This window comes from Acidithiobacillus sp. YTS05, from assembly GCF_024396695.1.
GTDB classification, from domain to species: Bacteria; Pseudomonadota; Gammaproteobacteria; order Acidithiobacillales; family Acidithiobacillaceae; genus Igneacidithiobacillus; species Igneacidithiobacillus copahuensis.
Map to the genome: position 1 here is coordinate 1,519,129 of NZ_CP094359.1, position 21,593 is coordinate 1,540,721.

General features: G+C 58.9%; 23 protein-coding genes and 1 tRNA gene. 2 read left to right on the forward strand and 22 right to left on the reverse strand.

Annotated features, from left to right (window positions below):
• Position 1 precedes the first annotated feature (1 nt).
• The 13 genes from ilvD to MQE22_RS13850 all read right to left on the reverse strand — a co-directional run bounded on the left by ilvD (position 2) and on the right by MQE22_RS13850 (position 13,905).
• On the reverse strand, positions 2-1,678 hold the full coding sequence (gene ilvD, locus MQE22_RS07545) for a dihydroxy-acid dehydratase (RefSeq protein WP_255789450.1): 1,677 nt from the start codon (positions 1,676-1,678) through the stop codon (positions 2-4).
• A 111-nt stretch (positions 1,679-1,789) separates the two neighbouring features.
• The gene (locus MQE22_RS07550) at positions 1,790-2,848 is read right to left on the reverse strand and encodes an AI-2E family transporter (RefSeq protein ID WP_215871053.1); all 1,059 of its coding nucleotides are present in this window, start codon (positions 2,846-2,848) and stop codon (positions 1,790-1,792) included.
• A gap of 4 nt (positions 2,849-2,852) precedes the next feature.
• On the reverse strand, positions 2,853-4,076 hold the full coding sequence (locus MQE22_RS07555; protein WP_215871052.1) for a malic enzyme-like NAD(P)-binding protein: 1,224 nt from the start codon (positions 4,074-4,076) through the stop codon (positions 2,853-2,855).
• Positions 4,077-4,085: 9 nt separating this feature from the next.
• On the reverse strand, positions 4,086-4,286 hold the full coding sequence (rpmE, locus tag MQE22_RS07560; protein WP_215871051.1) for a 50S ribosomal protein L31: 201 nt from the start codon (positions 4,284-4,286) through the stop codon (positions 4,086-4,088).
• A 68-nt stretch (positions 4,287-4,354) separates the two neighbouring features.
• Complete coding sequence (gene rho / locus MQE22_RS07565) at positions 4,355-5,725, reverse strand: transcription termination factor Rho (RefSeq protein WP_438266996.1); 1,371 nt, start codon at positions 5,723-5,725, stop codon at positions 4,355-4,357.
• Positions 5,722-6,048 (reverse strand): thioredoxin TrxA, encoded by a 327-nt coding sequence (gene trxA / locus MQE22_RS07570; protein WP_215871050.1) that lies wholly within the window; start codon positions 6,046-6,048, stop codon positions 5,722-5,724. The genes rho and trxA overlap by 4 nt, the downstream gene beginning before the upstream one ends.
• 277 nt (positions 6,049-6,325) lie before the next feature.
• Entirely contained in the window at positions 6,326-8,377 is a 2,052-nt protein-coding gene (locus tag MQE22_RS07575) for a phosphocholine-specific phospholipase C (RefSeq protein WP_215885646.1), read from the reverse strand.
• Positions 8,374-9,111 (reverse strand): tetratricopeptide repeat protein, encoded by a 738-nt coding sequence (locus tag MQE22_RS07580; protein ID WP_215873120.1) that lies wholly within the window; start codon positions 9,109-9,111, stop codon positions 8,374-8,376. Before MQE22_RS07580 ends, MQE22_RS07575 begins: the two co-directional genes overlap by 4 nt.
• Before the next feature lie 258 nt (positions 9,112-9,369).
• Positions 9,370-10,929, reverse strand: coding sequence for a diguanylate cyclase domain-containing protein (locus MQE22_RS07585; RefSeq protein ID WP_215873119.1), 1,560 nt, complete (start codon positions 10,927-10,929; stop codon positions 9,370-9,372).
• 84 nt (positions 10,930-11,013) lie between these two features.
• Entirely contained in the window at positions 11,014-12,534 is a 1,521-nt protein-coding gene (locus MQE22_RS07590) for a diguanylate cyclase domain-containing protein (protein WP_215873118.1), read from the reverse strand.
• 18 nt (positions 12,535-12,552) lie between these two features.
• Entirely contained in the window at positions 12,553-12,735 is a 183-nt protein-coding gene (locus MQE22_RS07595) for a hypothetical protein (protein WP_215873117.1), read from the reverse strand.
• A 27-nt stretch (positions 12,736-12,762) separates the two neighbouring features.
• Entirely contained in the window at positions 12,763-13,296 is a 534-nt protein-coding gene (locus MQE22_RS07600; RefSeq protein ID WP_215873121.1) for a type II secretion system protein, read from the reverse strand.
• A gap of 111 nt (positions 13,297-13,407) precedes the next feature.
• Positions 13,408-13,905 carry a prepilin-type N-terminal cleavage/methylation domain-containing protein gene (locus tag MQE22_RS13850; protein ID WP_215873116.1) on the reverse strand — a complete coding sequence of 166 codons (498 nt, stop codon included), beginning with the start codon at positions 13,903-13,905 and terminating at the stop codon, positions 13,408-13,410.
• A gap of 383 nt (positions 13,906-14,288) precedes the next feature.
• Here MQE22_RS13850 and MQE22_RS07610 point away from each other — a divergent pair, with 383 nt between their 5' ends.
• Positions 14,289-14,750: a tetratricopeptide repeat protein gene (locus MQE22_RS07610; RefSeq protein WP_215873115.1), complete on the forward strand. Its 462-nt coding sequence runs from the start codon at positions 14,289-14,291 to the stop codon at positions 14,748-14,750.
• Between the two features lie 20 nt (positions 14,751-14,770).
• Here MQE22_RS07610 and MQE22_RS07615 read toward each other — a convergent pair whose 3' ends face one another.
• On the reverse strand, positions 14,771-15,073 hold the full coding sequence (locus tag MQE22_RS07615) for an EAL domain-containing protein (RefSeq protein WP_226827052.1): 303 nt from the start codon (positions 15,071-15,073) through the stop codon (positions 14,771-14,773).
• A 63-nt stretch (positions 15,074-15,136) separates the two neighbouring features.
• Between MQE22_RS07615 and MQE22_RS07620 the strand changes: the two genes are divergently transcribed.
• A protein-coding gene (locus MQE22_RS07620) for an IS3 family transposase (RefSeq protein ID WP_480082161.1) occupies positions 15,137-16,263 on the forward strand; the annotation gives its coding sequence in 2 pieces (ribosomal slippage) (positions 15,137-15,403 and positions 15,406-16,263; 1,125 coding nt in all).
• Positions 16,264-16,328: 65 nt separating this feature from the next.
• Here the strand turns inward: MQE22_RS07620 and MQE22_RS07625 are convergent.
• The 8 genes from MQE22_RS07625 to MQE22_RS07660 all read right to left on the reverse strand — a co-directional run bounded on the left by MQE22_RS07625 (position 16,329) and on the right by MQE22_RS07660 (position 21,525).
• Positions 16,329-16,826 carry an EAL domain-containing protein gene (locus MQE22_RS07625; RefSeq protein ID WP_215873183.1) on the reverse strand — a complete coding sequence of 166 codons (498 nt, stop codon included), beginning with the start codon at positions 16,824-16,826 and terminating at the stop codon, positions 16,329-16,331.
• 261 nt (positions 16,827-17,087) lie between these two features.
• Complete coding sequence (locus MQE22_RS07630) at positions 17,088-17,285, reverse strand: type II toxin-antitoxin system HicB family antitoxin (RefSeq protein WP_215873182.1); 198 nt, start codon at positions 17,283-17,285, stop codon at positions 17,088-17,090.
• 56 nt (positions 17,286-17,341) lie between these two features.
• Complete coding sequence (locus MQE22_RS13855) at positions 17,342-17,764, reverse strand: DUF6538 domain-containing protein (RefSeq protein WP_319643728.1); 423 nt, start codon at positions 17,762-17,764, stop codon at positions 17,342-17,344.
• Positions 17,765-17,913: 149 nt separating this feature from the next.
• Positions 17,914-18,002 (reverse strand) — tRNA-Ser (locus tag MQE22_RS07640).
• A 47-nt stretch (positions 18,003-18,049) separates the two neighbouring features.
• On the reverse strand, positions 18,050-19,000 hold the full coding sequence (gene secF / locus MQE22_RS07645) for a protein translocase subunit SecF (RefSeq protein WP_215873180.1): 951 nt from the start codon (positions 18,998-19,000) through the stop codon (positions 18,050-18,052).
• A gap of 7 nt (positions 19,001-19,007) precedes the next feature.
• Positions 19,008-20,792, reverse strand: a complete 1,785-nt coding sequence (gene secD, locus MQE22_RS07650; RefSeq protein WP_215873179.1) for a protein translocase subunit SecD — start codon at positions 20,790-20,792, stop codon at positions 19,008-19,010.
• Positions 20,793-20,802: 10 nt separating this feature from the next.
• Entirely contained in the window at positions 20,803-21,141 is a 339-nt protein-coding gene (yajC, locus tag MQE22_RS07655; RefSeq protein WP_215873178.1) for a preprotein translocase subunit YajC, read from the reverse strand.
• Positions 21,142-21,267: 126 nt separating this feature from the next.
• The gene (locus MQE22_RS07660) at positions 21,268-21,525 is read right to left on the reverse strand and encodes a GlsB/YeaQ/YmgE family stress response membrane protein (protein WP_226827445.1); all 258 of its coding nucleotides are present in this window, start codon (positions 21,523-21,525) and stop codon (positions 21,268-21,270) included.
• Between the last annotated feature and the right edge of the window lie 68 nt (positions 21,526-21,593).

The window sequence follows — 21,593 nt, forward strand, 5'->3', positions numbered from 1 at the left end:
CTCAGGATTCCAGAATCGCGCCCATGGCGGCGTTGGTCACCAGCTTGCGGTAGCGGCGCAACCACGGCGACTTGAGCGGCTTTTCGACGGGCACCCAGCTTTCGCGCCGCTTTGCCAGTTCGGCATCACTGAGCTGCACCTGCAAGCTACCGGCATCCAGATCGAGCTCGATGATGTCACCATCGCGCAGCAAAGCAATGGGGCCGCCCTCGGCCGCCTCCGGCGAGATGTGACCAATGCAGGCCCCCCGCGTAGCGCCGCTGAAACGGCCATCGGTAATGAGCGCAACCCTCTCGCCCAGGCCCATGCCCATGATATTGGCGGTAGGCGTGAGCATTTCCGGCATACCGGGGCCACCTTTTGGCCCTTCGTAGCGAATCACCACCACTTGCCCCGGCTGCACCTCGCCCGCCAGGATGCCCTCTGCCGCGGTTTCCATGCTCTCGAAGATCTTTGCCGGCCCGGAAAACTTGCGCATGGCGGGTATTACCGCGCCAATCTTGACGATGCCCCCTTGCGGCGCCAGGTTGCCAAAGACCGCCCGCAGACCACCGGTGGGCGAGATTGGCTCCGTTGCCAGATGAATGATCTTGCTGTCGCGCACCTGCGCGCTTTCGACAATCTCGCGCAGGCTCTTGCCGCTGACCGTGGGCTTATCGAGGTGCAGAACATCGCCGTTACGCTTATGCACTTCATGCAGAATGGCCGGAATGCCACCAGCGCGGCCAATGTCTTCGATATGCACGGTAGAGAGCGCCGGCGATACCTTGGCCAGATAGGCCACCTTCTGCGCCAGCTCGTTGACGCGCGCCAAAGGATAATCAATTCCCGACTCCCGAGCGATAGCCAGGGTATGCAGCACCGTGTTGGTGGAGCCACCCATCGCCATGTCCAGAATGAAGGCGTTGTCGATGGCCTCGAAGTCGACCAGCTGGCGCATGGTCGGCCCCCCGGCGCTTACCAGGGCCATGACCCGCGCCGCCGCCTCCCGCACCAGATCGCGCCGCTCACTGGCCGTCGCCAGAACGGTGCCGTTACCGGGCAAGGCGATGCCCAAAACCTCCATCAGACAGTTCATGCTGTTGGCGGTAAACATTCCCGAGCAGGAACCACAGGTGGGGCAGGCCTTGTCTTCGATCTCTTTCAAACGCAGTTCGGTAATCTGTCCACGCTTAAATTGCCCGACCGCCTCAAACGCCGTCACCAGATCGATGGGCGTGCCGTCATCCAGTTTGCCGGCCTCCATGGGACCGCCGGAGACGAAGACCGTGGGAATATCGCAGCGCAGCGCACCCATGATCATGCCCGGAACGATCTTATCGCAGTTGGGGATGCAGACCAGGCCATCGAGGTGATGCGCCTGCACCACCGTTTCGATAGAGTCGGCAATCAGTTCCCGGCTCGGCAACGAATAGCGCATGCCATCGTGCCCCATGATGATCCCGTCATCCACGCCAATCGTATTGAATTCAAAAGGGATTCCGCCAGCAGCGCGAATTGCCTCCTTGACGATCTTGCCAAATTCCTGCAGATGCACATGCCCCGGAATGATGTCGATATAGGAATTGGCAACACCGATGAAGGGTTTGTTCATGTCGGCATCGGTAACGCCACAGGCCTTGAGCAAAGCGCGGTGAGGGGCTCGTTCAAAGCCCTTTTTGATTGTATCGGAACGCATCGGTCACCTCGAAAATAGGGCCCCGGAGGGCCTTGCTGTGTTGATGGGGTCAGTATAGAACCCTGGGCACAAAAGACCAAGGCAGGCAGATCCGGTAAAGGAAGTCCAAGCTCAGGAGTCGGAAGCGACAGTCTGCAAGCTCCGCACATAGCGCTGCCAGAGATTCAGCGCCACGGCGAGCAAGACCGGTCCGAGAAAAATCCCCAAGAAGCCAAAGGCAATGATCCCACCCAGTACCCCGAACATCACCAGCAGAAAGGGCAGATGCACAGCGGCAGAGATCACCCAGGGGCGGATCAGATTGTCTACCCAGCTGACCACCAGGGCACCCCACAGAAAGAGCCCGACACCAGCGTAGTAGTGGCCCTGCCAGAGCAGCCAAATGCTCGCCGCCCCCCAAACCAAGGGAGTGCCAAAGGGGATCAGCGAAAAAATCATGGTAAGAAAGGTCAACAACACCGGCGCCGGCATGCCACTCACCCAGTACCCCAGCCCCGCCAACAGACCCTGGGCGATGGCCGTGGCGAAGATGCCGTATACCACCGCACGCAGGGTATTGCCGACGGTCGCCAGATATTGTGGGAACTGTGGCCCGAGGAGGCTCGCGAATACCTCCTGCCCCTGTCGCAGAAAGGTTTCGCCATGCCGGTAGAAGACCAGACTACTGATCCAGATCATCCCCAGGCTGCCCAACGCCTTCCCCAGCCCTCCCGCAAAGATTCCTACCCGCGCTGCCCAGGCATTCAGGTCCGGGCTAAGCGCGCCGGCGTGGAGGTTGGCCCGCCACGCGAGAGGAACGCTATTCCAGATCTTGGCAAGCCATGGGTTTTTTTGGATTTCTGCCAGCGGATGCCACTGAGCGTCGGCCGTGCTCCAGTTCTGCAGCAAGGCTTGCAGTTCATGGAAGAGATGAAAACTCAGAAAGAGAAAAGGCAGCAGAAATACCAAGGAGAAAAAGAGCGTCATCAGGACAGCCGTCGGCCAGGGCGGCAGACGTCGGCAAAGCCAGCGCCGTAGGGGCCACGTGACATAGACGATGATCGAGGTCCAGGCGAGAACACCGAAGAAGGGTGCCATAACCCGCCACACCAGGAAGGCAAAGACCGCCAGTAAAAAAGCAACAGATGCGATACGCAGCAGATCGCGAACCGCAAGATCCGCGAGGCGCATGGGGTTACCTGCGGGCGACGCCGCTATCCCGCGCTGCCTGCGCCACCGCAGTGGCGACAACACTGCGCAAGCGCGGATCCAGCGGTTTGGGAATGATGTACTCTGGCCCGAACTGCAAGGTACCGGGCGCAAGATCATAGGCCGCATACAGCTCTTCCGGCACTTCGCTGCGCGCCAGGGAGGCCAGGGCCTCTACCGCAGCGGCGAGCATCTCGGCATTGATGGCCCGGGCACGCACGTCCAAGGCTCCCCGGAAGAGGAACGGGAAACCCAGAGCATTATTGACCTGGTTGGGCAGGTCGGAGCGCCCCGTAGCGATGATGGCATCCGGACGCAGCTCCCGCGCCCGCCAAGGATCGACCTCTGGATCGGGATTCGCCAGGGCGAAGAGCACCGGGCGCGGGGCGAGGCTGGCAAGCAACTCCAGGGGGATGGCACCCTTTACGGAAACGCCGATGAGCACATCGGCATCGGCGATCATATCGGCCAGCGTCCAGCCGTCAGGTGCCATAGCGTGGGGTCGGTGCCACTCACTCAAGTCCTGCCGCCCCTGGTGCAAAACCCCGTGGACGTCACTGAGATAGCAGTGCTGGGCACCCAGTTTTTTCAGGATGCCGGCAATGGCAAGGCCCGCCGCGCCGGCGCCGACGATGGCAATCTTCGCCTTGCCGAGATCTTTCTCCTGCAACTCCAGGGCATTGCGCAGGGCCGCCGCAACAATGACCGCCGTACCGTGCTGATCGTCGTGAAAGACGGGAATATCGAGTCGTTCCTGCAGGGCGCGCTCGACCCGGAAACAGTCGGGCGCCGCGATGTCCTCCAGATTGATGCCACCGAAGCCCGGAGCGATGGCGGCGATCACATCGATCAGATGCTCGGCATCACGCGCCTCTACCTCGATATCAAAGGCATCGATGTCGGCAAAGCGTTTGAAGAGGACCGCCTTGCCCTCCATTACTGGCTTGCCGGCGAGCGCTCCGACCTTGCCCAGGCCAAGTACCGCGGTACCATTGCTGATGACCGCGACGAGATTCCCCTTGGCGGTATAGTCGTAGGCCTTTTCCGGGTCGCCAGCAATCTCGCGCACCGGCTCGGCAACCCCAGGGGTGTAGGCCAGCGTCAGATCTGCCTGAGTCGCGCAGGGCTTGGACGGAACGACCGTTACTTTCCCCGCCGGCGCAGCAGCGTGGTACGCCAGGGCGCGATCGCGCAGGCTCTCGCTGGCCATGGAGAAAGCTTACTTACCGTAACGCTTGCGGAACTTCTCCACCTGCCCAGCGGCAGAAACCGCACGCTGTTTGCCGGTGTAAAACGGATGGCATTCGGAGCACAGATCGATATGCAGATCGCGCCCAGCCGTGGAACGAGTCTTGAAGCTGTTTCCGCAACTGCAGGTTACAGTCACTTCTTCATATTTCGGCTGAATTTCGAGATTCATGGCTAACACTCTGGGTTTTCAGAAAGTGGCGGATTATAAAGAGAGACGCGCCGAAGGTCCAGGGCGGCTCAGCGATTCATGGAATCGAAGAATTCCGCATTGGTCTTGGTCGCTCGCACCTTGTCCAACAGAAATTCCATCGATTCCATGGGATCCATGGGTGCCAGCAGCTTGCGCAGTACCCAGATCTTGTTGAGAAGCTCCTGCGGAATGAGCAGTTCTTCGCGACGGGTACCGGACTTGTTCAGATTGATGGCCGGGTAGACGCGCTTCTCGGCAAGGCGGCGATCCAAGTGCACTTCCATATTGCCGGTGCCCTTGAACTCCTCGAAGATCACTTCGTCCATCTTGGAACCGGTTTCCACCAACGAGGTGGCGATGATGGTCAGGCTGCCGCCCTCCTCGATATTGCGCGCCGCACCAAAAAAGCGCTTCGGCTTTTGCAGGGCGTTGGCATCGACGCCACCGGTGAGCACCTTACCCGAAGAGGGCACGACGGTATTGTAGGCGCGCGCCAAACGGGTAATGGAATCGAGCAGAATCACCACGTCATGCTTGTGTTCCACCAGACGCTTGGCCTTTTCCAGGACGATTTCGGCGACCTGCACATGGCGGGTAGCGGGCTCATCGAAGGTCGAGGACACCACCTCACCCTTCACCGAACGCTGCATCTCCGTCACTTCCTCCGGGCGCTCGTCGATCAAGAGTACGATCAGATAGCATTCCGGATGATTACCGGTGATGGCATGGGCGATCTGCTGCAACAATACCGTTTTGCCGGTTTTGGGCGGGGCCACGATGAGGCCACGCTGTCCCTTGCCGATCGGGGAGATCAGATCGATGATGCGCGCCGAAGGCTCACCATAGACCATATGATCCGACTCCAGGCGCAGGGCCTCTTCCGGAAACAATGGCGTCAGATCATCAAAATTGACCTTGTTGCGGGTTGCCTCCGGCCCCTCGAAGTTGATGCTCTCCACCTTGAGCAAGGCAAAGTAGCGTTCTCCCTCCTTGGGCGGGCGAATCTGCCCGGAAACGGTATCCCCCGTCTGCAGGTTGAAGCGACGGATCTGCGAGGGCGAGACATAGATGTCGTCCGGTCCCGCCATATACGAGCCCGATGCCGCGCGCAAAAAGCCGAAACCATCCTGCAGGATTTCCAGCACCCCATCGCCATAAATGGCATCGCCATTGCGTGCATGGGCCTTGAGGATATTGAAGATCAGTTCTTGTTTCTTCTGCCTGGCCGCCCCATCGATCCCCAGGTCCTGGCACAGGAGCGCCAGCTCCGTGGCCGATTTTCTTTTCAGTTCGCTGAGGTTGACCGAGGGAGCCCCGGGAACTGGAGTGAAGGACTCCTCCTCTTCTAGAAGAAGGTCTTCATTGGGGAAAGATTTGGGGGAACGTTGCGGCTTGCGGCGGGGTCTTGGAGCATTCAAAGCTGGCTATCCAGAAAAGCGGTGAGCTGCGCTTTGCTAAGTGCCCCTACCTTGCTGGCCTCGAGTTTTCCGGCCTTGAACAGGAGCAGGGTGGGAATGCCGCGGATGCCATATTTCGGTGGCGTAGCGGGATTTTCATCGATGTTGAATTTGACGACCTTCATGCGATCGGAGTACTCCCCGGCAACGTCCTCAAGAACCGGGGCGATCATCTTGCACGGGCCACACCATTCCGCCCAAAAATCGACCAGCACAGGTTTGTCAGACTGCAGGACTTCGGCGTCGAAGGTTTCATCAGATACATGGGAAATAACGTCACTCATTGGGAGAGAGCTCCTCTGCACGGAATACAGATCAGGAATTATGCCTTGAGATCAGGGATACGAGACTTGCACATTGTTGATGTTCACTGAGCCTATACCGCTTGTGCGGCTTGATCAAGACTGCAACATCCTCCAAACATCCGACAGGGCTATTGTGGGGAGCCCGTCGTACAGAAAAATAGGTGGTAAACGAACGCAGGGATATCATAGCGGTTGCAGCGCCCGAGTCAAATTTCCCAAGACACGGCCGGCAAAGCAAAGAATTTGGCGGTACCCGCTATACCAAGACAGGCTTCAGATTTGCCGGATCGGACCAGCTTTCCTCGCCCGTCTCGACATGTCCCGCCAATCGCCAGCGATGCCGGGTTGCACGAATTTCCAGGTCATACCAATGATGGCTTTGCGCCAGCGGCCAGGAAATCTCGTGGGTTTCTCCGGGCGCCAGACGGATCTCGCGCGTGCCCAGACCATAGGCCTGGTCGGCAACCATCACCCTCTGCCCTTCTCCACCCCTGTTGTGCAGACGCAGATAGAGGTCACCGCTTTTCTCCGGCCAGGCATCCACTTCGAGGGTGGAAGATCCCTCTCCGGCAATTCGCCGCAGATAGCCGTCGGGGCCAACCACCGTCAGCGAGAGCTCCTGGCCCTTGGGTAGAGACATATCGTCTTCCAGGCGATCCCCGGCGCCGATGCTGTAGTGGTGTGGCAGATGGCTGCTGCCATCCCAGTACGCGGTGCAGGCAACGCCCAGGGGGGCGGGATTATGAAAGCGTAGCTGTACCTCATTCGCCGTTGCCTCCAGGCGCAGACGAGTGTCGTAGGCCAGAGGCCGGCGACGGCGCAGCCCTGCCTCCTGCGGCGCGATAGCGATCGGCTGCTCCTCCGGCACCACCGGCGCCGGCAGGGTCGATTCGTGGTGTACCGTTGCCACATAGTTCCGGGTGCTGGGCAAAGACACAAAGCGGTCATCGGGGCGGGAGAAATCAAAGGCAGAAGTTAGATCCCCGCAGACCGCCAGCCGCCAGGGGGCAATATTGGGCTCGCTCACGCCAAAGCGCTTCTCGATGAAGCGAAGCACCGAAGTGTGATCGAAGACCTCAGAGCAGACATAACCGCCCTTGCTCCACGGGGAAATCGCCATCATTGGTGTCCGCGGACCGAGACCGTAGGGAAGCTGATCGGGGGTATACAAGACCGGCCAGTCGGGGTTGATGCGATCGTGCACCATGCCCTCGGTACTGATCGTGGATTTGCCCGGGCGCACGGGAGTAGGTGGCTGCGGCGGCGGCACATGGTCAAAGAAGCCGTCGTTTTCATCGTAGTCCAGCAGCAGTACCGTCTTGCCCCAAACCTTGGGGTTGCTGGTCAGCGCATCGAGCACCCGGGCAATGTAGATGGCCCCATAGGCCGGCGGATAGGACGGATGTTCCGAATACCCGGCGGGAACGGTGATCCAGGAGACCTGGGGCAGACGGTCCTGCAGCACATCCTCGCGCAGGGCCGCCACGCCACCGGGTAATGCCGCCCGCTGGTACAATGGTGAGCTACTGGAAGCATCGGCGAAGGGCTGGAAGTAGAGCAGCGCGTTTTCACCAAAGTTGCCCGTCATGGGGTTGTGATCAACCTCGTGCAGCCCCTCCTGATACACCCGCCAGGTAATGCCCGCCTTCTCCAGACGCTCGGCATAGGTCGGCCAGGTAAAGGGCTTGACCCCCTTGGTCCAGAGATGGGTGTCGTCATCGATATAGGGACCGCCGTTTTTCCCCTCTGGGTCGATGGAGCCGGTGAAAAGCATGCAGCGATTGGGGCAGGTGGGACCATTGATGGACGCAAAATAGTGGTCACAAAGGGTAAAAGCGTCGGCCAGGGCATAATGGAAGGGAACGTCCTGACGCAGAAAATAGCCCATGGTCATGTCGGTCTTGTTCAGCGGCCAGGCATTCATCAGTCCGCCGGCCACCGCGCCATGCTGCGACGCCCAGCTATGATCCAGATCCTGAATGAACTGCGCCGAGGTCTTCTGGGTGTTCAAATGGAAGGGTAGGACGGGACGACTAGGATCCGTCATTCGCCCCTGAAACCAGACCGGCTGACCACCCGGCAAAGTCAGAGGAAAGCGGTCGTTGTAGCCCCGCACGCCACTCAGATGGCCAAAATAGTGGTCAAAGGAGCGATTTTCCTGCATGAACACGACGATATGTTCGACGTCCTCGATGCTGCCGCTGCGATGGTTGGCCGGCAACAAGGCCGCCCGGGCGACGGTACTGCCCAAAAACGCGGTAACGCTCGCCCCTACCCCCAGACTCTGCAAAAATTCGCGTCGTTTCATGAGTGCTTTTCCTCCAGATGCGTGATCGCGTACGCTGCTGCGGGATAATGCCAGGCCAGGGCCTGACGAAAATACGCCTCTGCCCGCGTGCGATCCTTGTCCACACCGTCGCCGTGGAGATAGGCAATGCCCAGATCATAGGCCGCCGCCCCCACCCGTTCCGCGTATAGCGTCTGTAGCAACTCCAGACTGCGCCCCTGATACCAGGCAGCCTTGTCCATGTTCTTCGGCATCAGCTTGCCGGCTGCGTAGGTCTTGCCCAACCAGAAGTCGGCATTGACTACCTGCGGCACCATCAGGCCCTGACGGAACCAGAAGGCGGCCCGCTGCGGATTGGCGGCCACCCCCCAGCCATTCAGGTAGGCATTGGCCACCTGTCGCTGGGCGGAGCGGTCGCCCGCCTCGGCGGCCTGCAGATACCACTGAAAGGCTTGCTGCGGACTGGGTTCCACCCCAAGCCCCGCCTGATAAAGATGCCCAAGGGTATCGGCCACCCAGAAGTCGTCCTTATCCGCTGCCGCCTTGCGCAGCAGCGGGATGGCCGCACCGTAATCATCGCGATTGAGCAGTACGACGATCGGCCGGTCACTCTCGCGAATGACCCGGGCATGGGCCAGATAGGCATCAGCAACCGCGCCAGGATTGGCAGTGTTGCTCATGGCAATCAGAGGGGCGCCCAGTGCGGAACCCGACCTCCAGATTCCCAGAAATACTGCGCCGATGAATTTTTTCATGAGTCTCTCGCCCCCTTGCCCACCATCCGGGGGCCACTTCACCCCGTGACTGTAGCGGTTTTGTCAAACTGTGGACAAACAATAACAGAGCAATGTGACACTATGATGAAGCTTTTATGACAAACCTATGACATTCTTAACACCCTAATGGTTCGGATCTTTTACCAGATATTCCTTACCGGCACAGATATCGACAAGGCAGCAAAACGTCACCATAGCCAATAGAATCTTTGGCGCGTGCCCACCAGGATCTTCCCTTCATTCTTTTCCCTCCGGCTTGCTGAGCAGGCCAGCGCGGCGTTCGGGTCCTAAATCCAGGCGCGAGTCCTGATGGAACACCCAGTAGTGGCTGCGTTCGTTGCGGATTGCTTTGGCTCGATACAAGGCCTGGTCGGCGTAGCGCAGCAGATTTCCCGGATCCTGTACGCCGTCTTCAGGCACCCGGCAGATCCCCATGCTCAGGCGCACCGCCACCTCTCGACCGTTGGCGAGCAGGATGGGCGCATTGACTCCCGCTTCGATTTTGACCAACACCAGTTCCAATTCGTCGAGATTGCGGTAGCCCTCAATCAGCACGACAAACTCATCGCCCCCCAGCCGAGCCACATAATCCGTACGTCGCAGGCTGTCGCGCAGACGGCGACTGATCACTTGCAGCACCCGGTCGCCGGACTCATGGCCGTAGAGGTCATTGATCGGTTTGAAATGATCAAGATCGATCATGCAGACCGCCAGGGTGGACGCATTGCGCTGCGCCCGCGCCACGGCCAGTTCCAGTTCGTCATCCAGGGCGCGGCGATTGGCCAGCCCGGTCAGACGATCATGCCGCGACTCGTAATCCATCTGCTCGAAAAGCTGCTGCTCACGGCTCACGTCGCGTAAAATCCCGACAAAATGCGTCAGCACCCCTGCCCCATCGCGCACCGGGATGATGCTGATGTGGTTCCAGAATTCGGTGCCATCGTGCCGATAATTGAGGAGCTTGCCCTCCCAGGGCGACTCCTCCGCCACGGCATGATCGAGCGCCGCCAGCTCCTGTGTGCTGGTATGCGCCCCCTGCAACACGCGCAAGCCCCGCTCCCTGACCTCCTCCAGGCGATAGCCGGTCATCAGGGTGAAACTCTGGTTGACATAGAGGATGCGTTTTTGGGTATCGGTCAGCACCACGGCGTCGAAGGCCGAACGCAGCCCAGCACCCAGCGTGGCCTGCAGATCATAGGTTGCGACGTCTTCCAGGGTTTCAGACAGCACCCGCACGGTGGACTCCAGCAACATCTGTTCGTCCCCCGGCCAGGCAGCACCACTGTGCCGCAAGAGCAGCAACAGCCCCCACGCCTGCTGCTGGCGCGCGAGCGGAAGCACTGCCGTAGAGGAAACCCCCAGACGTTGCAAGCGATCGGTCCAGGCGCGCAGGCTGGGACCATTATGCAGGCGAGAAGAGTAAAACGAACGCTCCTCGCGCCAGGCCAGGCCTAACGGGCCCTGGCCCTCGGGCAGATGGACATGGATCGAGCAGCGCACCCCCTCCAGAATAGTGCGCGAGCCCGCCAGGGCCATCGGCTGCAGGATACCATCGGCATCTGGTAGGAGAATGGCGGCAAAGGAGGCGACCTGATTGTGCAGCACACTGTCACAGAAGCGCTGCATCAGATCCCCTTCGCTGCGGCGCGCCACGAGGATGGCGGCAATCGCCTCGCGCCAGGTCAATAGCTGCTGCTGACGACGGATATTACTGTCCGCCTGCCCGCTGCGCCCCAACAAGCGCCAGAAACGGGCGCCGGGAGAGTCGCCATGCGAATCGTCGAAAGCATCAGACATACAGCGGGAATCCTTGCAGAGGAATATAGGCGTCTATTCTAGCGAAAAATAGCGCGCAGGTGGGACTGTACATTTTTGCCGACGTCACCCGCCCGCGCTTTGCCGTGCCAGTATCCGCTCGTGATGAAACACCCAGTACTGAATGCGTTGCTGCCGGTTGGCCTTGGCCTGGTAGAGCGCCAGATCCGCGTAGCGCAACAGACGCCCGACATCGACCTCACCGTCCTCGGGATAGCGGCAGACACCCATGCTCAGTTGCACCGCAACCTCTTGCCCGTTGGGGAGCAGGATGGGCGCATTGACCAGGGATTCCAGCTTGAGCAGCACCTGCACCAAGTCTTTGGGAGTGCGATAGCCCTCCAGCAGGATGACAAATTCATCGCCACCCAGACGCGCCACATAATCCGTGCGTCGCAGCCCTTCGCGCAGGCGGCGCGCCACGACCTGCAGCACATGATCGCCAGCATCGTGGCCGTAGCGGTCATTGATCGGCTTGAAAGAATCGAGGTCGATCAGGCAGACCGTCAGGCTGGAACGATTGCGCTGCACCCGGGCCAGGGCCAGCTCCAGTTCGTCGTCAAGTGCGCGGCGATTGGCCAGACCGGTCAGGCGGTCGTGGCGAGCCTCGTACTCCAGCTGCCCCAGCAACGAATGCTCACGGCTCACATCGCGCAAAATGCCCAGAAAGTGGGTCAACTCCTCGGCCGCGTTGCGAATCGGGACGATACTCACCTGATTCCAGAACGTCTGCCCGTTGCGCTGATAATTCAGCAGCTTGCCTGACCACGCGGCGCCTTCGCGTAAGGCCATGTCGAGGCTTGCCAGATCCGCCAAACTGGTTTCCGGGCCCTGCAGAATCTTGAGGCCCTTGTGACAGATTTCGTCTTCTTTATACCCCGTCATCAGGGTAAAGCTCTGGTTGACATAGAGCACCCGCCGCCGTGCGTCGGTGAGCACCACGCTGTCGAGGGCGGCCCGCAGGCCGGATCCCAGAATGAGCTGTAACTGCTGTTTGGCCAGGTCTTCGAGGACGTCGCCCAGCAGTTGCGCCGTGGATTCGAGGAGCATCTGGCTGTCGCTGGCCCAATCGCTTTGCCGCTCGCGCGCCAGCAGCAACAGGGCCCAGATCCGCCCGCGCCGCAACACCGGCAGGATGGCCGAGGCGCGCAGCCCACGCCGCGCCACTTGTGCATTCCACTCGACAAAGGCCGCAGCAGAAGGCCGCTCCTCGGAGTACCAGGCGCGCCCTTCGCGCCAAGTCCTTCCCAGTGGACCTTGGGTATCGGAGATGGCGGCACTCGGCGAACAGCAAATATCGCTGACGAAGGCGCGGGGACCACTCAAGGCCACCGGTTGGAGTATCGACTGCGGACCGGGGCGCAGCAACGCCGCCAGGTCTGCCACTCCCTGTTGCACGGTAATTTCGCAAAAGCGCTGCAGGACCTGCCGTTCCTCTGCCGCCGGCACCAACACCGCCGACAAGGCCCCGCGCCAAGCGAGCAACTGCTGCTGCTCGCGGACCGTTTGGTCCGCTTGCGGCGGGCGCCCCAGGCGCTGCCAGAAGCTGCGGCCTGGGGAACTCCGGGGGGCGTCGTCGCTACTCACGGCAGGGCGGCAGCCGGACTAGCTCGCCAGGCGCAGGGCGATGCGCCGCTCACGCTGGATTTCGTACAGGGCAATCAATTCACTGCGCACCACATTCAGCTCCAGGTCGAGGCTGGCGACCGGCGCGCCGCGCTCGGCACGGCGGTCGAGCAGGCGATGGCGGCGAGACTGCAATTGCTGGATGCGTTCCTGAACGTTCATCTTTCACTCTCCTGGTTGTGTGGTTGGCTAGGGGGTGACCCCGCCATTTTGGGTGATAACGACCCCGGAGCCGGTGGCGGCAGCCGCCGAGGGGAAACCAGCAGCACTGCAGGCGCGAGCGATAGAGGTGCCCAAGGTGCCTGTACAACCGCTGGTGATAACTTTGATGGTGGTAGGCGCCGGGCCAGCGGCACTGATGGTGCTGGCACTGATAGCCACTTGGCCGCATTTCGAAGCGGGTCCACCGGTAACGAAGGCCGGCGTACCCTGACCATAGACCGGGTCGGCAACGTCATGCGCCACATTGCCGTTGAGGGTGCTATAGATATTGGTCGAGACATGGTTGTTGCTGGCGGCATAGGCATTGGTGACTGCATCCACCGCCAGCTTGAGGTTGCCCGCCACCGTCTGCGCCTTGGCCGTTTCGATGTACTGAAAGTATTGCGGGATGGCGATGGCGGCGAGGATGCCAATGATCGCGACGACAATCATCAGCTCAATCAGGGTAAAGCCTTCCTCAGGGGGCCATCCGAAAGCCCTTTCGGAACCGGCGCCCAACATTGTGCTATCCATGTTTTTGACCCTTCCGAGAGGGCTCTGGAAAATCCAGAGCCTTGTCTGCATACCGAAGCAGCGGATGAGGCGCACCCACGAAGGGGTACGCGATTCAAATCAATTATATGTGACGCCGCCGTCTGCGGTAATCGTGGCAGTACAAGTGCCGCCGGCATTTGTCAGACCAGTGCAAGTACTGATGCCAGCAGCAACCAAGGCATTTGAAACTGCGGTTGCAACGCTCTTGCTAGTACTAGGGACAGTCAGCACAACGCTGGCCGTGCCGGTTGTTGGAGAAATGGTTACCGCAGTCGCAGTACCAGCAGTTCCACCAGGGGTCACATTAACCGAAGCTCCACTGTTCGCGATATCCGCATTTGTCTGAATCGTGGTTTTTTGACCAGCTTGAGCAGCAGCTTGAGCGGCAGTCAATTGAGTTACGGCTTGATGAAAGTCTTGCGTAATCGTCGTCGCCTTGGAAGTTGCGATATACTGCTCATACTGCGGAATGGCGATGGCCGCGAGGATGCCGATGATGGCGATAACGATCATCAGCTCGATAAGGGTAAAACCGGCTTCGGCAGCCCGCTTCGCTTGCTGTACTTTCATGCTCATGGGGTACTTCCTCCTGCAGAGAACTGAATCTACACTCGCCCCGTGCGAGTTGCAGGATAACTAAGCAAGGCCCGTGCCACTTCCTGCTTATCCTCCCAACACCTCATTTTATCGGGTCTATGTCCAGTTCAGCAGATACTGTCTTGATGATATTCGGCGCCTCCCGTCGCCGATGTCCCGTGTTTTTGCCTGACATTATGGGTTGGCCGTAAAATCCAGCCAAAATGTCACGGGTTTTCTTGTGACATCCGGGTATCGGCAGGAACTCCCGAAAAAATGTCCCAGATTTTCTTGTGACATTGGCCTCCGCGCCCATGGACAGGCCGGCACGGGTGGCGCATTCTTCTACTGGCGCACGCGCGACTGTTGTGAGGAGTCCGTCGATGTCTACAGAGATTTCGGTGATGTTGGCAAGCCTGCTGACGGGAAAGACGACCAAGACCATCTATCGCTGGGTGGACGATGGCATACTGTCCCCCCGGCAGTCCGGGGCCGACAACAAAGGCAGCTTTTTGCTGGCTCTACCTGATCTTGCCGCGCACCTCAGCCTGCCAGTCTCCGCCGAACTGGAGGCCGCCCTGCAGGATGCCATGGAGGGCAAGGCCGCTGGCTTCCACAACATCGCGTTGATCTTTCTGGAGGCCGGACAGCCGGACATTGCCATCCGCTGGTTGGAGATGGCGGCCAAGAAGGGACATGCCGACGCCATGGAGTGGTTGGCCACTGGGTATCTGGAAGGACTGGGCACCGAAGTGAATCTCGCCCATGGCATCGAGTGGCTGGGCAAGGCCGCCGTGGCCGGCCATCCGGTCGCCCTCGCCAAGCTCCGCGCCCTGGATTCCTGACAGACAAACGTCAGGAACCATTATTCGCGACGGATGTAACTAGGCTCAGGTAACCTTTCAAAACCTGGTCGGGCAAACAAGAAACCCTGGATCAGAGAAATACCCAAGCTTTCAAGGCAAAGATACTCTTCACGAGTCTCGACGCCTTCTGCAATCACACCGATACCAAGGTCATTGCACATGCTTGTCGTCGCGCGGACGACGGCTTGCTTAAAGATATCCTGATCAATGTTGCGAATGAGCTTCAGATCAATCTTGATCAAATCTGGCCGGATCTCTATCAGATGATTCAGACCTGCATAGCCCTCGCCAAAGTCGTCCAGTGAAGTGGCCCCCGAAAGTTGGACAAGGGGTTAAGCTCTGGGCTTCAGGAAAGGAGTCGAGGGATGAAGGGAAAACGCAAGCAGTACAAGCCGGAATTCAAGGCGCAGGTAGCCCTGGCGGCCTTGCAGGGCGATAAGACGATGGCCGAGCTGGCGCAAGAATTTGGGGTACACCCCACCATGATCAATGCCTGGCGCCGGCAGCTGGTGGAGCATGCGGCCACGGCCTTTGAACGGGGAAAGTCCCGGACCGAGGAGCCCGTGGACGTGCAGGCTTTGTATCGGAAGATCGGACAGCTGGAGATGGAACGCGATTTTTTAGCCTCCAGGCCCGGTCTCATGTCTCGGATCGGGAAAGGCGCCAAATGATCGACCGGGCCCAAACCCCAGTTTCTGTGCAACGGCAATGCGCTCTTTTGGGCGTGCCCCGCAGTACGGTCTATTACCGCGCGCATCCTCGGCCGATGGGCGACGGGCTGTTGCGGGCGATCGATCGCCTCTACACCGCCTTTCCATTCATGGGTAGGCGGCAGATCCATCGGATGCTGAAAGCGGAGAATGTCGTGGTCAACCGCAAAACGGTACACCGGGCCATGCGTATCCTCGACATTGCCGCGGTGGCGCCCGGACCACACACCAGCAAGCCCCACCCCCAGCACCCAAAATATCCTTATCTGTTGCGTGGCGTGACGGTGGACCGTCCCCACCAGGTCTGGTCCGCGGATGTGACCTATCTGCCCATGGCACGAGGATTTCAATACCTCGTAGCCGTAGTGGACTGGTTCAGTCGTAAGGTGTTGTCCTGGCGGGTTTCCAACAGTCTTGACGCGGGTTTCTGCGTAGAGGCCCTGAAAGAGGCCATACGCCGCTATGGCACCCCCGAGATCTTCAACACGGATCAGGGTGCTCAGTTCACCGCGGAGTCCTTCCTCTCTGTACTCCGCCAGCACGGCATTCGAATCAGTATGGACGGCAAAGGCCGGGCCCTGGATAACGTCTTTGTCGAACGGCTTTGGCGCACCGTCAAATACGAGCACGTCTACCTGCGGCCAGCAGAAACTGGAACCGAGTTGAAAGCTGGCCTCAGAGCCTACTTCGACTGGTATAATGCCGAAAGACCGCACTCCTCTCTGGGAGACAGAACACCCGATGTGGTCTATGCAGAAGGTTTACAAAGGCTGGTGGCCTGACCCGCCATGGAAACAGGTTCAGAGCTTAATCACTCCAGCAGGCTGTCCAATCCAGGGGGGCCACCTCACAGCGCGATAGTAAAGCCATGATAACGATAGACGTCGATGATATTCATCAGGTGGTTACGATCTACGATCTTTTCTGCCTCGGCTACCTCAAAAATTAATCGGTTCAAATCGAAATGGTAGAGCTTAGCCGCTTCAATAGTTGCTCGAATACAGGTTTTCGGATTGTAAATAGCATTTGGCATAAAATTAATGCTTAGCATCGTCTGACAATCTGAAGACGATAGCCCTAGCTCAGCAGCTAATCGTATCGCCGTAACACGCGCCGCTTGATCGAAGAAGTAGCGATTACGGTCATTAATTTGATTCAGAATAAATCCTGCGGGTTCTTCTTTGGGACCGCGAACCAAGGCTTCATAGGCATAAATTTGATGCTTGGCGTTGTCGACAATCGGTTGAAAGGCCATCGACATCGGAATGTCGAAGGAGCCCTCTATGCAGTCCCGACAAGTGACCTGTCGAACCCCATCCGGAAATACTTCTACTGGCTCGTTCACGACCTGTTTGTCTCCTTACACCCAGCCACGTAAGTTTAGCGTACCGCCTCAGATGGACTTAGTCGATTCTGAAACTTTCGCAAGCTTCACATTTTGTGGATGGCCAGCCGGATTTACGGTACGGACGCTATTCTCCACCGGGCAACCGCCGTGCGGCGTAAAGATACGCGGCGAAGGGAATCTATAACCGATTCGAATCAGTGCGGCCAGCACTAATCGTGCCTTTAAGGACGGCTACTGGCTCATGCCTGAGCATGTTCCCTAGTCTCGATGGTGATGGGGGGAAGGCGTCATTTCCCCCTCATCAAGGCGATCTGCAATGGCCCGTAGCGCCAAGGCCTCCGCCTTCGCTGCTGCATCCATGCGCGATGAGCCAAAGCACATAACTCCGGGCAGCTCTGGGATCTCGGCGATCCAGCGCCCGTCCACTTCCTGCTCTGTCTCAATATGAAGGTTCATTTCGCCGATCCTCGACGTGCGTTTCCAATTAGGTCAGGGTACTCGACTTTTGAAAGTCAGGGTAGAAGCCCGCTCCTGCAGCATGTTATCAGTCCACGCTGCCCGACCATCGAGTCTGATTGGATATTCTCCTGAAGTTCCTGGTATTCCTCATCGTCGATTCCCTCCCGGCGCCAGGCAAGGTCGGCTTCGAGGCTGGAAAGCCACAGCGCCCGCAGACCGGAGACCAGTGCCGGGGTGACTTGGGTGATGGGTTTGAGGGGATGATGGAGGGCTCGGGAAGCATAGCGCTGAAAGGCTTCGACGTAGTCCTCTTGCTGGTCGATCTGCTGGCGCAGGCTCTGGAATTGCTGATCCAGCTGCAGGGCCAGCAGGCGCGCCTGACTGACCGCCTGGCGATAGTCTTTACCGAGAGTGCGCTTGATCTCGCGCTTGCCGACAGCAGCCCATAACGGCTCGGGGACGACGATGCGAAAAATGTATCCGTGGGGGGGTCTTGTAACAGTTGCTGGGCAGGGCGGGCATCACCTTCTCCTCGTCCCGCTCGCTCCGCTTTGTACTAGCTTTTTGTACCAAAATCGTTCCTGAATGCCTTGATATTATTGATATTCAGAACATTAGCACAAATTGGCGGAGAGGGTGGGATTCGAACCCACGTGACATTGCTGTCCATCCGATTTCGAGTCGGCGCCGTTATGGCCACTTCGGTACCTCTCCAGTGGCGCATACAGTACTGCATCACCGGCTGGGGCTCAAGCATCTTGTTACAAAGTGGCGCCGTCCTTGCGGTCTTTGGAGCTGATGAATTGCCGCTTGAGGACGTGCTCGCGCTTCAAGCCCAGCCATAGAGCAATCGGGCTCGCGACGAAGATCGACGAATAGGTGCCAACCACCACGCCGATCACCAGCGCCGTAGCGAAGCCATGAATGACCGGCCCACCAAAGAGAAACAATGCCAGCGCCACCATGAAGGTGATGAAACTGGTGATGATGGTGCGCGACAAGGTTTCATTGATGGCGATGTTGAAGATTTCGGCAACACTGCCATTGCGCGCTGTCCGCAGGTCCTCTCTCATACGATCGAAGACGACCACCGTATCGTTCAGGGAGTAACCCATGATCACCAGCAAGGCAGCAATCACCGTCATGGAAAACTCTTGATGGGATATGGCGAAATACCCCACCACCAGGATGGGATCATGCAACATGGCGAGCACGCCGCCCGTGGCGAAGCGCCACTCGAAGCGAAAACCAACATAGATGAGAATGCCGATGGTGACGACGATAAGCGCCAGAATGCCCTTGTTGCGCAGTTCCTTACCCACTTCCGGGCCGACATATTCCGTGCGTCGCAACTGCACGCCGGGGTACGCTGCGGGATCATTCTTGAAGACGCCCAGTATCTTGCTCGCCACCGCGCTGCTTTCGCCCGGCCGGGTACGCAGACGAATCAGCAGATCCTTGTCACCGCCGAAGGTCTGCACCACGGCATCGCCATAACCGGCCGTCTCCAGGGTGTGGCGCACGGTGCCCAGATCGGGGGTCTTGCTGAAGGCTAATTCCACCAGGGTGCCACCGGTAAAGTCGATGCTGTAGTTGAGACCGCGCACCAGAAAAAGGACGACCGATGCGACGATGAGAAAAATCGAGATACCGAGAAAGATCCAGCGTCGCGACATGAAGTCGATATGGGTGGCAGATTTGATGACTTGCATGCTGACCTCAGATCCAGAGCTTGGCGATGCGGCGCTTGCCCAGCGCCAGTTCGACGATACCACGACTCATCATGGTGGCGGTAAACATGGATACCAGTACACCAATGGTAAGCACCAAGGCGAAACCCTTGATGGCACCGGTGCCGAACTGAAACAGGGTCAGGGCCGCAATGAGCACGGTAATATTGGAGTCGACGATGGTTGCAAAGGCGCGTTTGAAACCGGTGTCGATACTGGCACGCGGGCTCATGCCGCGGCGCAGTTCCTCACGAATCCGCTCAAACACCAGCACGTTGGCGTCCACCGCCAGACCAATCTTCAGCACGATACCGGCAATACCCGGCAGGGTCAGGGTGCCGCCCATGATCGACAGTACAGCGAGGATAGCGAGGATGTTGACCAGAATCGCCAGATCGGCAATCAGCCCGAAGAGCCGGTAATAAAAGGTCATGAAGCCAACGACGAAGATCATGCCAAAGATCACCGCCATGATGCCGTCGTGAATGGAGTCCTGCCCCAGGGTCGGGCCCACGGTACGCTCTTCCGAGATATGTACCGGCGCCGGCAAGGCACCCGCCCGCAGCTCGATGGCCACATTGCTGGCGTCTTTCAGGCCGGAGAAGCCATTGATCTGCGCGCGGCCACCGGTAATCGCCTCCTGAATCACTGGCGCAGTCACCACCTTGTTGTCGAGCAGAATCGCCATGCGCTTGCCGACATTCTTGCTGGTGAGATTACCAAAGATGGTCGAGCCGACGCTGTCGAAACTGATGTTGACGATAGACTGCCCGGTATTGTTGTCGACGCCAGCGGTTGCACCGTTGAGATAGCGCCCCGTCAACACCGTTTCTTTTTCCAGCAGATAGGGCTGCCCATCGGTACCGTAATACAGCGCATCGCCCGGGGGCACCTGCCCCTTCAGGGCCGCGGCCAAGTCACTCTCATTGGCCACCATCTTGAATTCGAGCTGCGCCGTAGAACCGATGATGGCCTTGGCGCGCTGGGTGTCCTGCACCCCGGGCAACTGCACGGCGATATGTTCTTTGCCTTGGCGTTGAATCTGCGGCTCGGCCACGCCCAATTCGTCGATGCGGTTGCGAATAACGACAATGGCCTGCTGCAGGGCATCGTCGCTCTGCTTCTGTACCGTCGCCGCCGGCATATTGACGAGAATCTGCCCCTGCCCCTTGTCGGTGGCGACCAGATCGGGATATTGGCTGCTGATCGCCTGCACCGCCTTGCCGACCAGATCGTCCTGGGCCATTTCCACCCCGAGTTGGTCCGGGCCGGTGATTTCCACTTTGAGGTATTGCAGGTCGTGGTGCCGCAGGAGGTTGCGGATGCCGTTCTGATATTCTTCCAGATGGTGATGAATGAGTGCCTGGGTATCGACCCGCAGCAAGAGGTACACACCACCGCGCAGATCCAGCCCCAGATTTACAGGACGACCACCAAGATCGGCCATCCAAGCCGGCTGTGCCGATTGTTGCGAGAGGACCACCTGCGCATTGGTGGGCAAACGGTTCTGCAGCAGGGTTTCCGCCAATCCTTGGGCGTCGTCGTTGGGAAAGTAGAAGGTCGTCCCTTGGCTGTCCGTTTCCTGCCGGGTCACCGGAATCTTGGCCTGATTCAGCCAATCCCGCATCGTTGCCGCCGGAGGTAGCTGCGTGCCGATCGGGGCACGCACCTCGATGGCCGCACGCCAACCATAAAAGTTGGGCACCGCATAAAAGATAGCGGGGAGCACCACCGCCAGTATAATCAGATACTTCCACCACGGATAACGGGTCATACCAACGCCTTTAGAGTTTTTTCAGGGTCCCCTTGGGCAGGACCATGCTGACGGCGCTGCGCTGAATTTTTACGACGGTATTTTCGGCAATTTCCAGATGCAGATATTCGTCCCCAGCCTGCATCACCCGCCCCGCCAAGCCACCGGAGGTTACCAACTCGTCTCCCTTGCTGATGGCTGCCACCATGTCGCGCTGCGCCTTGGCCTTTTTGCTCTGCGGACGAATCAGGAGAAAGTAGAAGATGGCAAAGATGAAGATGAGCGGCAGAAACTGAAAAATCATGCTGTCAGTGCCCCCCCCAGCGCCAGTGGTAGCGGCGTGGGCGGTGGCGATGGGCGAAAAATCCATGAACCCCTCCGGTTCGGAACCAAGGGCGCCATTGTAGCCGCTACGCGCCAGTCAGGAAAGGAGCCGAAAAACCTGTGAGGAGCGCCGACAAAACGGACCGTCGGCGCCAGACCATCCCGGTTCTGATCAAACCTTTTTGATGAGTTTAATTATGAATAGCAACACCACGGCGCCAATCACCGCCACGATAATGGAGCCGATGATTCCGGCACCAAACAGCGCAGCAAGACCGACCGCAGTCAAAAGAAAACCACCGATGAACGCGCCAACCACGCCAACGACGATATCGCCAATAATCCCAAAACCACGACCACGAATAAGAAGTCCAGCAAGCCAACCAGCGATTCCACCGATAATCAAGAACACAATCAGATGCATCAACATGACTTTTATCCTCTGGTAACCAGTCTGGGCATCTCGTTGCGAAGGGGCAACGGACACGATTTGATGGT

What these genes read in the sequence shown, in the direction of transcription:
- ilvD (WP_255789450.1), bottom strand. Translation starts at nt 1,678, where the DNA reads ATGCGTTCCGATACAATCAAAAAGGGCTTTGAACGAGCCCCTCACCGC.
- MQE22_RS07550 (WP_215871053.1), bottom strand. Translation starts at nt 2,848, where the DNA reads ATGCGCCTCGCGGATCTTGCGGTTCGCGATCTGCTGCGTATCGCATCT.
- MQE22_RS07555 (WP_215871052.1), bottom strand. Translation starts at nt 4,076, where the DNA reads ATGGCCAGCGAGAGCCTGCGCGATCGCGCCCTGGCGTACCACGCTGCT.
- rpmE (WP_215871051.1), bottom strand. Translation starts at nt 4,286, where the DNA reads ATGAATCTCGAAATTCAGCCGAAATATGAAGAAGTGACTGTAACCTGC.
- trxA (WP_215871050.1), bottom strand. Translation starts at nt 6,048, where the DNA reads ATGAGTGACGTTATTTCCCATGTATCTGATGAAACCTTCGACGCCGAA.
- MQE22_RS07575 (WP_215885646.1), bottom strand. Translation starts at nt 8,377, where the DNA reads ATGAAACGACGCGAATTTTTGCAGAGTCTGGGGGTAGGGGCGAGCGTT.
- MQE22_RS07580 (WP_215873120.1), bottom strand. Translation starts at nt 9,111, where the DNA reads ATGAAAAAATTCATCGGCGCAGTATTTCTGGGAATCTGGAGGTCGGGT.
- MQE22_RS07585 (WP_215873119.1), bottom strand. Translation starts at nt 10,929, where the DNA reads ATGTCTGATGCTTTCGACGATTCGCATGGCGACTCTCCCGGCGCCCGT.
- MQE22_RS07595 (WP_215873117.1), bottom strand. Translation starts at nt 12,735, where the DNA reads ATGAACGTTCAGGAACGCATCCAGCAATTGCAGTCTCGCCGCCATCGC.
- MQE22_RS07600 (WP_215873121.1), bottom strand. Translation starts at nt 13,296, where the DNA reads ATGTTGGGCGCCGGTTCCGAAAGGGCTTTCGGATGGCCCCCTGAGGAA.
- MQE22_RS13850 (WP_215873116.1), bottom strand. Translation starts at nt 13,905, where the DNA reads ATGAGCATGAAAGTACAGCAAGCGAAGCGGGCTGCCGAAGCCGGTTTT.
- MQE22_RS07610 (WP_215873115.1), top strand. Translation starts at nt 14,289, where the DNA reads ATGTCTACAGAGATTTCGGTGATGTTGGCAAGCCTGCTGACGGGAAAG.
- MQE22_RS07630 (WP_215873182.1), bottom strand. Translation starts at nt 17,285, where the DNA reads ATGAACCTTCATATTGAGACAGAGCAGGAAGTGGACGGGCGCTGGATC.
- secF (WP_215873180.1), bottom strand. Translation starts at nt 19,000, where the DNA reads ATGCAAGTCATCAAATCTGCCACCCATATCGACTTCATGTCGCGACGC.
- secD (WP_215873179.1), bottom strand. Translation starts at nt 20,792, where the DNA reads ATGACCCGTTATCCGTGGTGGAAGTATCTGATTATACTGGCGGTGGTG.
- yajC (WP_215873178.1), bottom strand. Translation starts at nt 21,141, where the DNA reads ATGGATTTTTCGCCCATCGCCACCGCCCACGCCGCTACCACTGGCGCT.
- MQE22_RS07660 (WP_226827445.1), bottom strand. Translation starts at nt 21,525, where the DNA reads ATGTTGATGCATCTGATTGTGTTCTTGATTATCGGTGGAATCGCTGGT.